This window comes from Actinoplanes sp. CA-015351, from assembly GCF_050955685.1.
GTDB lineage: Bacteria > Actinomycetota > Actinomycetes > Mycobacteriales > Micromonosporaceae > Actinoplanes.
In genome coordinates this window covers 6,326,999-6,341,619 of record NZ_CP192102.1, presented here as the reverse complement: position 1 = coordinate 6,341,619, position 14,621 = coordinate 6,326,999, and the positions used below count along the sequence as shown (strand labels likewise).

General features: G+C 67.8%; 8 protein-coding genes. 7 read left to right on the top strand and 1 reads right to left on the bottom strand.

Features of this window, described 5'->3' with window-relative positions:
• Positions 1–1,084 precede the first annotated feature (1,084 nt).
• Complete coding sequence (locus ACQP2E_RS28890; RefSeq protein ID WP_433826098.1) at positions 1,085–2,134, bottom strand: LacI family DNA-binding transcriptional regulator; 1,050 nt, start codon at positions 2,132–2,134, stop codon at positions 1,085–1,087.
• Between the two features lie 201 nt (positions 2,135–2,335).
• Here ACQP2E_RS28890 and ACQP2E_RS28885 point away from each other — a divergent pair, with 201 nt between their 5' ends.
• From ACQP2E_RS28885 to ACQP2E_RS28855, 7 genes are all read left to right on the top strand, one after another.
• Positions 2,336–3,589 carry a sugar ABC transporter substrate-binding protein gene (locus ACQP2E_RS28885; RefSeq protein WP_433826097.1) on the top strand — a complete coding sequence of 418 codons (1,254 nt, stop codon included), beginning with the start codon at positions 2,336–2,338 and terminating at the stop codon, positions 3,587–3,589.
• Positions 3,589–5,205, top strand: a complete 1,617-nt coding sequence (locus tag ACQP2E_RS28880) for an ABC transporter permease subunit (RefSeq protein ID WP_433826096.1) — start codon at positions 3,589–3,591, stop codon at positions 5,203–5,205. Before ACQP2E_RS28885 ends, ACQP2E_RS28880 begins: the two co-directional genes overlap by 1 nt.
• Positions 5,202–6,047 carry a sugar ABC transporter permease gene (locus ACQP2E_RS28875; RefSeq protein ID WP_433826095.1) on the top strand — a complete coding sequence of 282 codons (846 nt, stop codon included), beginning with the start codon at positions 5,202–5,204 and terminating at the stop codon, positions 6,045–6,047. Before ACQP2E_RS28880 ends, ACQP2E_RS28875 begins: the two co-directional genes overlap by 4 nt.
• Complete coding sequence (locus ACQP2E_RS28870) at positions 6,044–7,840, top strand: glycoside hydrolase family 13 protein (protein WP_433826094.1); 1,797 nt, start codon at positions 6,044–6,046, stop codon at positions 7,838–7,840. Before ACQP2E_RS28875 ends, ACQP2E_RS28870 begins: the two co-directional genes overlap by 4 nt.
• A gap of 21 nt (positions 7,841–7,861) precedes the next feature.
• A complete protein-coding gene (pulA, locus tag ACQP2E_RS28865) occupies positions 7,862–13,255 on the top strand; it encodes a pullulanase-type alpha-1,6-glucosidase (protein ID WP_433834078.1) in 5,394 nt (1,797 codons plus the stop codon).
• Between the two features lie 154 nt (positions 13,256–13,409).
• Positions 13,410–13,724: a hypothetical protein gene (locus tag ACQP2E_RS28860; RefSeq protein ID WP_433826093.1), complete on the top strand. Its 315-nt coding sequence runs from the start codon at positions 13,410–13,412 to the stop codon at positions 13,722–13,724.
• A gap of 16 nt (positions 13,725–13,740) precedes the next feature.
• Positions 13,741–14,580 carry an ornithine cyclodeaminase family protein gene (locus tag ACQP2E_RS28855; protein WP_433826092.1) on the top strand — a complete coding sequence of 280 codons (840 nt, stop codon included), beginning with the start codon at positions 13,741–13,743 and terminating at the stop codon, positions 14,578–14,580.
• Positions 14,581–14,621 lie beyond the last annotated feature (41 nt).

The window sequence follows — 14,621 nt, the reverse complement described above, 5'->3', positions numbered from 1 at the left end:
CGCCTGTCGCCTTTCGCCTTTCGCAGGTCGCAGGGCGCAGGGCGGATCAGGTCGCACGTAATGCCACCGTGTGCCCGCGTCTACGCCCTGGCCGTGGTGAAGTCACACAAACCGCATCCGTGGGCTCTCATCCGCGCTGAGCACGAACATCCGTGTGCCCTCATCCGCGTGCGAGCGAGTCCACCGTGACCCGCCAGGCGGCGCGAGCCGTAGCCCATGTAGGTCATCCGCCCCGATGACCTACATAAGCGACGGCTCGCGCCGCCCAGTCGCCCAGTCGCCCAGTCCAGCAGGTCCGACATGTGATCCGGGTGGCGTCCAGGTCGTGCAGGCAACCGTGGGCCTTCGAATTGCTCCCGTGAAGCCGACATTCATCAGCTGAGCTCTCTCGGCTGACCACGCCACGTGCGGAATGAGGTGTTCCTGCGGCTCGTGCCGCGGCGTTGTCACGGGGAGTTAGGCGCTCCGGGGATGTCGCGCTCGATCTTGGAGGCCCGCGGTCGTTCGTACCCCTGCGAAACTCCACGAACACGCGATGGACGCCTCCGGTGATCAGCCGTTGGACACACTGCGTAATTACCCCGTCGATGCGCTTGGAGAACTCGCGGGGTGGTGGCTGGTGCGTGGAGTGGCAGCATGGCCGCGTGCGGGCCAGCGGCTGCTCGAAAAACTCGGCGCGGGCCTTCCCGGAGAACCGCTGCTCTGATCTTTGCGGCATCTGAAATTGGCGGGCCGTCAACGAGGTGATCGTCTGTCCGTAATGCGGTTCTTTGACCTACCCCTAGACCGCAATGTGATATGTATCACTTGACAGTTCAGTGGCCACTTTGACCTCGGAAAGCACCCAGCGCGACCAATGTGTCACATTCCGTGCCACCGCGCCGACGCTCTGACCTGCTCTTGCGCACGCTCTTGCGGCGAAGCGCCAGGTCCCGCCATTTCCCGGCGCTCCCTGCCGACGCAAACGACTGAAAGCGCCCTCATCGCCCACTCGAACGAGCACGGAAGAGGCGGAGAACACGCTCTCTTGCGCGTTCGAGTGAGGTCAACCGCTTAAGTGTGCAAGAAGTTGCAGCAAGAACCGTCAGGCTGCGGAGGTCTCGGCCGGCAGTTTCTGCGGCACCGGCGCCACCGCGGCCGAGTTGCGAACCACCAGCTCGGGCCGGAAAAGGTATTCCGACCTGGGTGAACCGTGCCCGTTGATTTCGTCCACCAGTGAGCGTACGGCCGCCACGGCCATCGCCGCGACCGGTTGGCGCAGCGTGGTGAGCGGCGGATCGGTGAAAGCCATCAGCGGGGAATCGTCAAAACCGATCACTGAGACGTCATGGGGCACGTCAAGACCGCGTCGCCGGGCTGCCCGGATCGCGCCGAGCGCCATCAGGTCGGAGCCGCAGACGATGCCGGTCACGCCTTTGGCGAGCAGCCGGTCGGCGGCCACCTCGCCGCCCTCCACGCCGAAGAACGTGAGCTCGACGGAGTCGTCCACATCGGATCCCGAGACGCCGAGCAGCCGCTGCACGGCGGTCCGGTAACCAGCGAGTTTGCGCTGGACCGCGGTGAACCGGTGCGGGCCGGAGATCATGCCGATCCGGCGGTGGCCGAGGGCGAAGAGGTGGCTGACCGCGAGGTCGCCGGCGAGCTGCTCGTCGCAGGAGACGAACGGCGCGTCGATGCCGCCGGTGTGCCCGTTGACCAGCACGATCGGCAGCGGGCGGGCGATCAGCCGCAGGTACCGCTCGTGGTCGCTGGTGGTGTCGGCGTGCAGGCCGGAGACGAAGATGATGCCGCTGACCTGACGGTCCAGCAGCATCTCCACGTACTCGTCCTCGGTGACACCGCCCGGTGACTGGGTGCAGAGCACCGGCGTGTAGCCCTGCTGGGCCAGCGTCGACTCGATGACCTGGGCGAACGCCGGGAAGATCGGGTTGTCCAACTCGGGCACGACCAGGCCGACCAGGCCGGCACTGCGCTTGCGCAGCCGCTCGGGGCGTTCGTAACCGAGCACATCGAGGGCGGTGAGGACTGCCTGCCGGGTCTCGGGGGATACGCCGGGGCGGTCGTTGATGACGCGCGAAACCGTCGCCTCGCTGACCTGGGCTTGCCTGGCGATGTCCGCCATCCGTGCACGCATGTTGTCACTGTAGTGCCGACCTGTTACCGCCCAGCGCTCTGCAAGGGCTTCCATTGACTGCAAGGGCTTGCTAACGTCCCGGCAACAAGGACGACACCTTATCGATCTTTCCCGGCGCGGGTCTCTGGCTACTGCCGTGCCCGCCCTTTCTTGGCACGAATTTCCCAGGCAAGAGCAGAACCTCATGACAGGAGCTCATCGATGCGCATCCGAACCGCGGGTGTGATTGCGGTCTGCGCTGTGGCGCTGGTCGGAACCGCCGCTTGTGGCAGCAGCAAGGACGAAACGGCCAGCGACGCGCCCTCGGCCGCCGCGGCCACCGGCGAGCTGGTGATCTGGGCGGACGACAAGCGTTCCGCCGCCCTGAAGCCGTTCGCCGAGAAGTTCGGCACCGAGAACGGCGTGACCGTGAAGGTCCAGGCCATCTCGAAGGACCAGCAGACCACCTTCCTGACCGCGTCCCAGCAGGGCAGTGGCCCGGACGTCGTGGTCGGCGCACACGACTGGATCGGCAACCTGGTCCAGAACGGCGCCATCGACCCGGTGCAGCTCAGCGATGAGCAGAAGAACGGCATCGCGGCCAACGCGATCAAGGCGGTCACGTTCAACGGCCAGACCTACGGCGTTCCGTACGCGACCGAGAACCTCGGCCTGATCCGTAACACCGAGCTGGCCCCGGAGGCTCCGGCCACCGTGGAGGCCCTCGTGGCCAGCGCCAAGAAGCTGAAGGCCGACAAGAAGGTCTCCGAGCTGCTCTGCCTCCAGGTCGGGCAGAACGGCGACGCGTACCACGCGTACCCGTTCTACAGCTCGGCCGGCGGTTACCTGTTCGGCACGAACGCGGCCGGCGACTACGACGCCAAGGACCTGGGCGTCGGCAAGCCGGAGTCGGTCGAGGCGTTCAAGAAGCTCAGCGCTCTCGGCGAGAAGGGTGACGGCGCGCTCAAGCGTTCGATCACCCCGGAGAACTCCATCGCCACCTTCACCAGCAAGAAGTGCGCGTACCTGGTCTCCGGGCCGTGGGCGGTCACCGACGTGAAGAAGGCGAACCTCAAGTACGACATCAGCGCGGTTCCCGGCTTCGAAGGCGGCAAGGAGGCCACCCCGTTCCTCGGTGTGCAGACCTTCTACGTCGCGGCGAAGGGCAAGAACAAGGCACTGGCGCAGGAGTTCGTCACCAACTACGTGACCACCCCCGAGCTGGCCGTGGCCCTTTACAACGCCGAGCCCCGGCCGCCGGCGCTGACCGCCGCGCTGGACCAGGTCAAGGGTGCCGACGCCGATCTCCAGAAGTGGGTCGACGCCGGTAAGAACGCGGTGCCGCTGCCCGCGATCCCCGAGATGGCCGCCATCTGGGACCCGTTCGGCAAGGCCGAGGCCGCCGTCATCGGTGGCGCCGACGCCGAGAAGACCGTCACCGCCGCCGGCACGACGATCTCGGGCTCGATCAAGTAATGACGACGAAGCTCGGAGGGCCCGCGCGGCGGGCCCTCCCCGTCACCGAACCGGAGCCCTCCGAGCACCGGCCACGCCACGAACGTTCCACAAACCTGAAAGGGCAGTTCGCCAAGGTCCTGCTGCTCGGCCTCTCCGTCGCGATCGCGATCTGGGCGGCCTTCCCGCTGATCGCCGAGGGACACTGGGCCGGCCTGGCCGTCCTGGTCGCGGCGACCGTTGCGCTCCTCTACATCTACCTCTCGCCGCGGCACATCCCGGCGAAGTACCTGTTCCCCGGCACCCTGTTCCTGGTGGTCTTCCAGCTGTTCCCGGTGCTGTACACCGCGAGCACGGCGTTCACCAACTTCGGCGACGGGCACCGGGGCAGCAAAGAGGACGCGATCGTCGCGATCCAGACGGCGTCGGTCACCCGGGTTCCCGGCTCGACCGAGTACGCGCTGTCGATCGCGACACAGGGCGACCCGGCAACCGGACCGATCGTCTTCCTGATCACCGACCCGGCCACCAAGACGGTCTCGGTCGGCGACGCGGAGGGCCTGAAGCCGGCCGGTGCCGTCACCGCGACATCAAGCGGCAAGGTGACAGCGGCCGAGGGCTACACCGTGCTCAACGCCGGTCAGGCCAGCGTCCGCAGCCAGGAGATCACTGATTTCACGGTGCCGACAACGGGCGGCGCGATCCGCTCGGCCGGCCTCTCCCGGGCATATGAAGGCAAGGCCGGGCGCGCCTACGACGCCGCCACCGACAGCATCCGGGACACCACCAGCGGCAAGGTGTGGAAGGCGGACGACAACGAAGGCCAGTTCGTGGCGGCCGACGGCGAGCGCCTCGCCCAGGGCTGGAAGGTCGGCGTCGGGCTGGACAACTTCACCCGGGTGCTGACCAACGACAGCATCTCCGGGCCGTTCCTGGAGACGCTGATCTGGAACTTCGCGTTCGCGATCGGCTCCACCGGATTCACCTTCATCCTGGGCCTGTTCATCGCCCTGGCCCTGCACTCCGCGAAGGTGCGCGGCCGCAACGTCTACCGGATCCTGCTGGTTCTTCCGTACGCCATGCCGGCGTTCGCGATGCTGCTGGTCTGGCGGGACATGTTCAACACCGACTTCGGACTGATCAACAACCTTTTTGGTACGGAAGTCGACTGGTTCGGCGGCGCCGCCTCGGCCCGGATCGCGGTGATCCTGGTGCAGCTCTGGCTCGGTTACCCGTACATGTTCCTGGTCAGCACGGGTGCGCTGCAGGCCATCCCGGGTGAGCTGCTGGACGCCACGAAGGTGGACGGCGCCGGTGTCTGGCAGAGCTTCAAGAGCGTCACCCTGCCGCTGCTGATGATCCCGCTGACGCCGCTGCTGATCTCGTCGTTCGCGTTCAACTTCAACAACTTCAACGCGATCTGGCTGACCACCGAGGGCGCACCGTTCCCGGCGGACAACACCACGAACGGGGCGACGGACCTGCTGATCACGTACACGTACCGGCTCGCCTTCGGCGGCTCCGGCGCGCAGTACGGGTTCGCGGCCGCCATCTCGATCTTCATTTTCCTGATCGTCGCGGTCGTCTCCACGATCAGCTTCCGCCGGACCCGGCAGTTGGAGGAGGTCTACTCGTGACGCGCTGGATCAAGCAGGTCGGCTGGCGGCACCTGGTCGGCCTGCTCGGCCTCGGGTTCGCCCTGGGCCCGCTGCTGTTCGTCTTCTCCGCCGCGATCAACCCGCAGGGCACGCTCTCCTCCAGCACGCTGGTACCGACCGGCGCGTCGGCGGAGAACTTCGTAAAGCTGTTCCGGGACACCAACTTCGCGTACTGGTTCCTCAACTCGGTGATCATCGCTGGGGTCGCCGCCGCGGCGTCGGTCTTCCTCTCCGCGCTGGCGGCGTACGCCTTCAGCCGCCGCCGTTTCCAAGGCCGGCGGATCGGCCTGATGTCCCTGCTGCTGATCCAGATGTTCCCGCAGTTCCTGGCCGTCGTGGCGATCTTCCTGATGTTCTCGACGATCACCGACCTGTGGCCCGCGTTCGGGTTCAACACCTGGTGGGGCATGATCCTGCTCTACCTCGGTGGCGCGCTCGGCGTGAACACCTGGCTCATGAAGGGCTTCTACGACACCATCCCGAAGGAGCTCGACGAGTCCGCGGTGGTCGACGGGGCGTCGCACCCGCAGATCTTCTTCAAGATCCTGCTGCCGCTGGTGGCGCCGATCCTCGCCGTCACCGGGCTGCTCGCCTTCATCGGGACGATCAACGAGTTCCTGATCGCCAACGTGTTCCTCACCGACAGCGAGTCGAAGACCCTGGCCGTCGGCCTCTACGGCCTGGTGGCGGGGGAGCGGGACACCAACTTCGGGGTCTTCTGCGCAGGCACCCTGCTGACCGCGATCCCCACGGTCGGCGTCTTCATGTACCTCCAGCGCTACATCGTGGAGGGACTCAGCGCGGGCGCGGTGAAGGGATGAACCCGCATCACGACGGGTCCGGGCTCTACGTCTCGAACCCGTCGCCCGCGCTGGGGGAGACGGTCAGCCTCTTCGTCCGGGTGCCGGCCGGCACCCGGGTGTCCCGGATGCACCTGCGATCGGTGCGCGACGGCGAGCCGGTCTTCAGTTCGGCAGTGCTCGACCGGCGGGACGCGACCGGCGAATGGTGGAGAGCGGAACTCGAAGCACGGAATCCGGTAACTCCGTACCGTTTTCTGATCCGGAGCGTGAGCGGAGCGGTCAGATGGCTCACCGGATGGGGTCTGACCTCCTATGACCTGCCGGACGCGACGGACTTCCGGCTGGTGACCCACACGCTTGCGCCGGACTGGGCGCGGGACGCGATCGTCTATCAGATCTTCCCGGACCGGTTCGCGCGCTCGGCAGCCGCTGACGACCGCGCCACCCCGGACTGGGCCGTGCGCTGCGACTGGGGCACTCCGGTCGCAGGGCACGGCCCCCTGGCCGCCACTCAGCTGTACGGCGGTGACCTGGACGGCGTCGCCGAACACCTCGATCACGTCGCTGACCTGGGCGCCGACACGGTGTACCTGACGCCGTTCTTCCCCTCGAAGTCGAACCACCGGTACGACGGCTCCGATTTCGGCACTGTCGACCCGCTGCTCGGCGGCGACCAGGCGCTGGTCCGGCTCAGCGAGGCGGTGCACGCACGGGGCATGCGGCTGCTCGGTGATCTCACCACCAACCACACCGGCGACGCCCACGAGTGGTTCCGTTCCGAGAAGGACTTCTTCTACTGGGGCGACCAGGGAGAGTACGAGTCCTGGCTCGGCGTACCCAGCCTGCCGAAGCTGAACTGGGGCAGCCCCGAGCTGCGCCGCCGGTTCGGGAAGCTGGCCCAGCACTGGCTGACGTACCCCTACGCGCTGGACGGCTGGCGCATCGACGTGGCGAACATGACCGGCCGCCGCGGCGCCGACAACTGGACCCACGAGGTCGCCGCACTGCTCCACCGGGCCGTGCGGCAGGTACGCCCGGACGCGATGCTGCTCGCCGAGCACGGCCACGACGCCACCCGTGACCTGGACGCCGACGGCTGGCAGGGCACCATGAACTACGCCGGTTTCACCCGTCCGGTGTGGAGCTGGCTACGCGCCGACGAGGTGCCGTTCCCCGATTTCCTGGGCGTGCCGGGTGAGATCCCGTTCCGGGACGCCGGCGAGATGGTCGCGACCATGACCGCGTTCTCGGCACAGACGTCGTGGCGGGCGTTCACCAGCTCGTGGCAGATCCTCAGCTCGCACGATACCCCGCGGATCCGTTCGGTTGTCGGGGGCGCGGACCGTCACGAGGTCGCGGCGGGGCTGCTCTTCACCCTTCCCGGCACCCCGATGATTTTCGCCGGTGACGAACTGGGATTGTCCGGAGTCAATGGCGAGCATTCCCGTACCCCGATGCCCTGGAATGAGACCGACGGCTGGGACATGCGCACCCTGGCTCGTTATCGCGCGCTGGCGCGATTGAGGCGCGGCACCCGGGCGTTGCGCGACGGTGGCCTGCGCTGGGTGCACGCCGCCGGTGACCTGCTGGTCTTCCTCCGGGAGACCAGCGACGACATCGTCCTGGTCGCGGCCCGCCGGGCCGCGGGTCCTCCGGTACGCGTGACCGGCCTGGCCCCGCACGCCTGGGGCGACAACCTGTACGGCGGCGCCGAGACCATCAAGGCCGGCGTCGATGGATCTATCGAAATCGACGGTGATGGTCCTACCTTCCAGGTGTGGTCCGTCCGCCAACACCCGAAGGGTTGTTAAGTGGCACCGAGAAAACGACGGCTGAGCGTCGCTCTGCTCAGCCTTTTGCTCCCACTCATAGCCGTGCCGGCGTCCGCCGCGCCCTCCAGGAACACTGAACCGAGTGCCGCCGTCATCGCCAGCTGGGGGTCCGACCAGCGCGCCGGCAGCGAGCAGTACTACTTCGTCCTCCCGGACCGGTTCGCCAACGGCGACACGTCCAACGACAAGGGCAAACTGTCCGGCGATCGGCTCTCCACCGGGTACGACCCGACGGACAAGGGCTTCTATCACGGCGGCGACCTCAAGGGCGTGATGGACCGCCTGGACTACATCCAGGGCCTCGGCACCACCGCCATCTGGCTCGCGCCGGTCTTCAAGAACAACCCGGTTCAGGGCACCGGCACGGACGTCTCGGCCGGGTACCACGGTTACTGGATCACCGACTTCACCCAGGTCGACCCGCACTTCGGTACGAACGCCGACCTGAAGAAGCTGGTCAAGCTCGCGCACCAGCGGGGCATGAAGATCTTCCTGGACATCATCGTCAACCACACGGCGGACGTGATCCAGTACGCGGAGAACGAGTACACGTACGTCGACAAGGAGACGTCGCCGTACACGGACACCGAGGGCCAGCCGTTCGAGGACGCGAACTACGCGTCTGGTTCGTCATTCCCTGAGACGGATGCGACGTCTTTCCCTTACACGCCGATTTTCCCTGAGAAATCGGACGCGAAAGCCAAGACGCCCTCCTGGCTCAACGACCCGAACATGTACCACAACCGCGGCAACTCGACGTTCGCCGGCGAGAACAGCGAGTACGGCGACTTCTACGGCCTCGACGACCTGTGGACCGAGCGTCCCGAGGTCGTGAAGGGCATGACGAAGATCTACGCCGACTGGGTCAGGAACACCGGCATCGACGGGTACCGCCTGGACACCGTCAAGCACACCAACCTGGAGTTCTGGCCGCAGTTCGCCCAGGGCATCGAGAAGGTCGCCGGTGATGACTTCTTCATGTTCGGCGAGGTCTACAGCGCCGACCAGGAGATCCAGTCAACCTACGTGCGCGAGGGCGGCCTGCCGGCCACCCTCGACTTCTCCTTCCAGGAGACCGCGAAAGGCTTCGTGACCGGCGCCAGCGCGGCGACGGCCCTTTCCGATCTGTACGGGAAGGACGACCTCTACACCGCGCGGGACACCAGTGCCGACCGGCTGCCGACCTTCCTCGGCAACCACGACATGGGCCGCATCGGCTCGTTCATCGCCTCGGCCGCGACAGCCGACACCCAGCTCAAGCGGGACCAGCTCGCCCACGAGCTGATGTTCCTGACCCGTGGCCAGCCGGTCGTCTACTCCGGCGACGAGCAGGGCTTCACCGGTCCGGGCGGCGACAAGGACGCCCGCCAGGATCTGTTCGCCACCAAGTCGGCCGATTACCTGGACGACGACCTGATCGGCACCGACCGCACCCACGCGGTGGACAACTACAACACCCAGCACCCGCTGTACCGGACCATCGCCGACCTCGCGAAGCTGCGCAAGGCCAACCCGGCCCTGGTCGACGGCGTTCAGGTCACGCGGTACGCGGCCGAGGGTCAGGGTGTGTTCGCCGCATCCCGGATCGATCGTGTCACCCGCCGCGAGTACGTGGTCGCGGTGAACAACGCGACCATCACGCAGACCGTCACGTTCCCGGTGTCGTCGGCCGGAGCTCTCACCGGCATCTACGGCACGACTGCTGCCGCCACGGTGGCCGACGGCAAGATCACGGTTACCGTTCCGGCGCTCTCGTCGGTGGTTCTCAAGGCGGGGACTCCGCTGGCCTCCGCCGGCTCCGCGCCGACCGTGACGATCACCGCGCCGGCGGCTGACGCCCAGGTGCCGACCCGGACCGAACTCGTCGCGGAGACGACTGGCGACCCGCTCGCCACCGTCACCTTCGCGGCGCAGGTCGCGGGCGGCGCGTGGAAGCTCGTCGGCACCGCAGGCAAGGCGCCCTACCGGGTCTACCACGACCTGACCGGGCTGGCCGGCGGCACCGAAGTGCGGTACAAGGCAGTGGTGCGTGACAGCAAGGGCCGGCTCGCGTCGTCCACCAGCAGGATCACGGTGGGCACGCCCGAGGCGACGTCCACCACGGCGGGCTACGCGGTCGTCCACTACCAGCGCCCGGCCGGTGGATACGACGACCAGAACCTCTATGTCTGGGGCGACGTCGACCCGTCGATGTCGACCACCTGGCCGGACGGTCAGCCGTTCGCCGGCGAGGACGCGTACGGACGCTTCGCCTATGTGAAGCTGAAGCCGGGCGCGAAGAGTGTCGGGTTCATCGTGGTCAGCGACGACGGTGTGAAGGACACCGACGCGGATCGGACGATCAACGTCGGGGAGAACCCGGAAATCTGGATCAAGCAGGGCGATTCATCTATTTATCCGACTCGTCAGGCTGCCACCGGTGAACCGGACCCGACGCAGGACCCGAACACGGCGATCATCCACTGGCGCAAGGCCGACGGGAACTACGCGGGCTGGGGCCTGCATCTCTGGGAGGGCGCGGCCAACCCGACCGATTGGGCCAGCCCGCTGCTACCGGTGCGGATCGACTCGTTCGGCGCGGTCTTCGAGGTGCCGCTCGTGGCCGGGGCGACCTCGCTGAGCTACATCATCCACAACGGTGACGCCAAGGATCTGCCCACCGACCAGTCGCTCGACTTCGGCAAGGCCGGGCGTGAGGTCTGGCTGCTCGGCGGTCAGGAGACCCGTCTGCTGCCGCTGGTGAAGACCACGGCCGGGGCCGGCGAGATCGACGTCGCGAAGTCACGGGCGGTCTGGATCGACCGGAGCACGGTGGCGTGGAAGACCAGCACCGGGGACACCCTGGAGCCGGTCGGCGCCGGCACCGACGGCAAGGTCTACGACCTGGTCTACGCCCCGGCGGGCGGGATCGGTGTGCAGGACGGTGAGCTGACCGGGGCGTACCGAAGTGTTCGTCTCTCCTCGCGGCGTGACGGACTCACCGAGGCTCAGCGGGCGAAGTTCCCGCATCTGTGGCAGTACGGCGCGTTCAAGTTCGACTCGGCGCTGGTGAAGGAGATCCTGCGCGGGCAGGTCGTCGTCACCGAGCGCGATGCCAAGGGCAAGCTGTTGTCGGCGACCGGGGTGCAGCTGTCCGGGGTGCTGGACGACGTCTATTCGGCGGCCACGAACGCCGATCTCGGCCCGACCCGGGACGGTGTCGCGGTCTGGGCGCCGACGGCACGGTCGGTGGAGCTGGAGATCTTCGACGCGGCGACGTCGGCGTCCGCGGTGCTCAAGCCGATGACCCGGGACGACCGCACGGGCGTGTGGTCGGCGAAGGGGCTGAAGACCGGTAATTTCTATAAATATCGGGTTACCGCCTGGCAGCCGGCCACGCATCAGATCGTGACGGCGTCGGTCACCGACCCGTACTCGGTCGCGCTGTCCACCGACTCCACCCGCAGCCGGTTCGTCAGCCTGGACGACGCGGCGAGCAAGCCGGCCGGCTGGGACAAGCTCAAGAAGCCGGCCGCCACCGCGCCCGCGAAGATTCAGATCTCGGAGCTGTCCGTCCGGGACTTCTCGATCGCCGACGAGTCGGTGCCGGCGGCGCAGCGGGGAACGTTCAGCGCGTTCACGGCTGCTTCTTCCCGGGGCATGACCCATTTGAAGGAGCTGGCCGGCGCCGGGGTGACCCACCTGCACCTGCTGCCGGCGTTCGACTTCGCCACCATTCCGGAGAACCGGGCCGACCAGGCCGTGCCGGCGTGTGACCTGGCGTCGTTCCCGGCCGACTCGGAGGAGCAGCAGGCCTGCGTCGCCGCGGTCGCCGCGACCGACGGATACAACTGGGGATACGACCCGCTGCACTACACGGTCCCGGAGGGCGGGTACGCCGTGGACCCGGCCAACCGGACCCGCGAGTTCCGCGACATGGTGACCGGGGTCAACAAGGCCGGCCTGCGCGTGGTGATGGACGTCGTCTACAACCACACGTCGGCGTCCGGCACCGACGGCAAGTCGGTGCTCGACCAGATCGTGCCGGGGTACTACCAGCGGCTGCTCGACGACGGCACCGTCGCCAACTCCACCTGCTGCTCCAACACCGCGCCGGAGAACGCGATGATGGGCAAACTGGTGGTCGACTCGATCGTGACGTGGGCGAAGGCGTACAAGGTCGATGGTTTCCGGTTCGACCTGATGGGCCACCACCCGAAGGAGAACATCCTGGCGGTCCGCAAGGCGCTGGACAGGCTCACCCTTGCCCGTGACGGCGTGGACGGGAAGAGCATCTACGTCTACGGCGAGGGCTGGAACTTCGGCGAGGTCGCGAACAACGCGCGCTTCGTGCAGGCCTCGCAGACCGAGATGGCCGGAACCGGAATCGGCACGTTCAACGACCGGCTCCGCGACGCGGTACGCGGCGGCGGCCCGTTCGACGAGAACCCGCGGGTTCAGGGCTTCGCGTCCGGCCTGCTCACCGACCCGAACGGGGACGCGGTGAACGGTTCCGCCGAGGAGCAGAAGACGCGCCTGCTGCACTACCAGGACCTGATCAAAGTGGGTCTGAGCGGGAACCTGGCTTCGTACTCATTCCCCTCCTCCACGGGTTCGGTGGTCCGGGGCGACGAGGTCGACTACAACGGCTCGCCGGCCGGTTACAACGCCGCGCCCGGTGAGGCGATCACCTACGTCGACGCGCACGACAACGAGATTCTGTACGACTCGCTCGCCTTCAAGCTGCCGCAGCAGACCACGGCACTCGAACGGGCACGGGCGCAGTCGGTGGCGCTGGCCACCACAGTGCTCGGGCAGGGCGTGGGTTTCGTGACCACCGGCAGCGAGCGGTTGCGCTCGAAGTCGCTGGACCGGAACTCGTACAACTCCGGTGACTGGTTCAACTCGATCGAGTGGGACTGCACGAAGGGCAACGGCTTCGGCAAGGGTCTGCCGCCCAAGCCGGACAACGAGTCGAAGTACGCGTACGCCAAGCCCCTGCTGGCCGACCCGGCACTGGTCCCGTCCTGTGAGGCCGTCAACCTCTCGGACAGCCGGTACCAGGAACTCCTGAAGATCCGGAAGTCGACGCCGGTCTTCGGCCTGCCGACCGCGGCGCAGGTGCAGCAGCGCCTCTCGTTCCCGCTCGCAGGCAGCAACGAGACCCCCGGCGTGATCACCATGACGCTTGACGGCCGAGGCCTCGACCCGAAGTGGAAGTCGGTGACGGTGGTCTTCAACGCCACCCCGTCGGCGGCCACCCAGAAGGTCACGGCGCTGACCGGCAAGAAGGTCACCCTGCACCCGATCCAGCAGCAGTCGGCCGACGCACTGGTCCGCACCGCGTCCTTCACGTCCGCAACCGGCACCCTCACGGTCCCGGCCCGCACGGTCTCGGTGTTCGTCCAGAGCTGACCATCCCCGCTGAACGCGGCCACCGTCCACCCGATCAGCCCGGGTGGGCGGTGGCCGTCCCTTTTCCAGCGCTTTGATCGCGGCAGGCTTGTGGCGCGACTCAAGGTCACGGTGGGCTCGCGCTTACGGTCGTTGGTGAGACCTTCGAGCGACCATGAGCGCTGCCGCACAAGTCAACACGGGTCTGGCCCTCGCCGAGGTGCACGCGTTCAGCGACAACATCACCGGCGGCGTCGGATACCTCGCCGTCATCGCCGGTCGCTGGCGGGCCTGGCCGACCGTGCTGGCCTGCCTGTTCTTCGGGGTGGCCCAGGCACTCCAGTTCGCCGCGCCGGCGGTCGGCCTGCACCTTCCGGCGCCGCTGCTGGGGACCATCCCGCACGTGATCGCGCTGCTCGCGGTGAGCGGACTGGCCGGTCGGAGCCGGGCACCGTCCGGACTGAGCGTGCCGTTCGCGCGTACCGCCTAACCTGGAGAAACTCCGCATGACGCTCATCCTGAACCGCTCCGACGTGCTCGCGCTCCTGCGCGTCGAGGACGTGATCGCCGCGGTCGAGCAGGCGCACATCGACCTCGCGCACGGCCGTGCCGCCCTTCCGGCGCCGGCGTCGGCGATCCTCGGCGACGCCACCTTCGTCGCGATGACCGCCGTTTCCGAACCGGCCGGCCTGGCCGCCGCCACCGCTGTCGCCACCCGCGCGCTGGCCCGGCCGGACGCCCGGGTCCTCGGGCTGATCGGCGCCGGGCCGCTGGCCGAGGCGCACGCGCACGCGTTGTCGGCCGTGCATCCGTTCGACGCGGTGGTGCTCTGGGGCCGGACGCCCGCTCGTTCTGCCGAGCTCGCTGCCCGGCTTCAGAAGGATCTCGGATGTGAGGTGCGGGTCCTCGCCGGCCCGAGGGAGGTCACTCTTGCCTCGGACGTGCTCTGCACACTCACTCCGTCCAAGGATCCGCTGGTCAAAGGCGACTGGTTCCTGCCCGGCCTGCACGTGAACGCGGTCGGCGCCCCGCCCCGCCCGGACCACCGCGAGATCGACACGGCCGGCGTGGCCCGCGCCCGGGTGGTCGTCGACTCGTACGCCACGACCATGCACGAGTCCGGCGAGGCGGTGCTGGCGGTCGCCGAGGGCGCGGTCACCGGGGAGCACTTCCGGCTGGAGCTCGGCGAGGTGCTGGCCGGCCTCGAAGCAGGCCGGCAGACGCCCCAGCAGATCACCCTGTTCAACTCGGTCGGTGTGGGCCTGCAGGACCTGGCCACCGCACGGCTGCTGATCGACCAGGCGGTACGCCGCGGCCTCGGCACCAGGGTCGACCTCGCGGCGTAACCCGCCGGAGCAACTCGGGTGGCAGCCGGGCTGCGCATTTG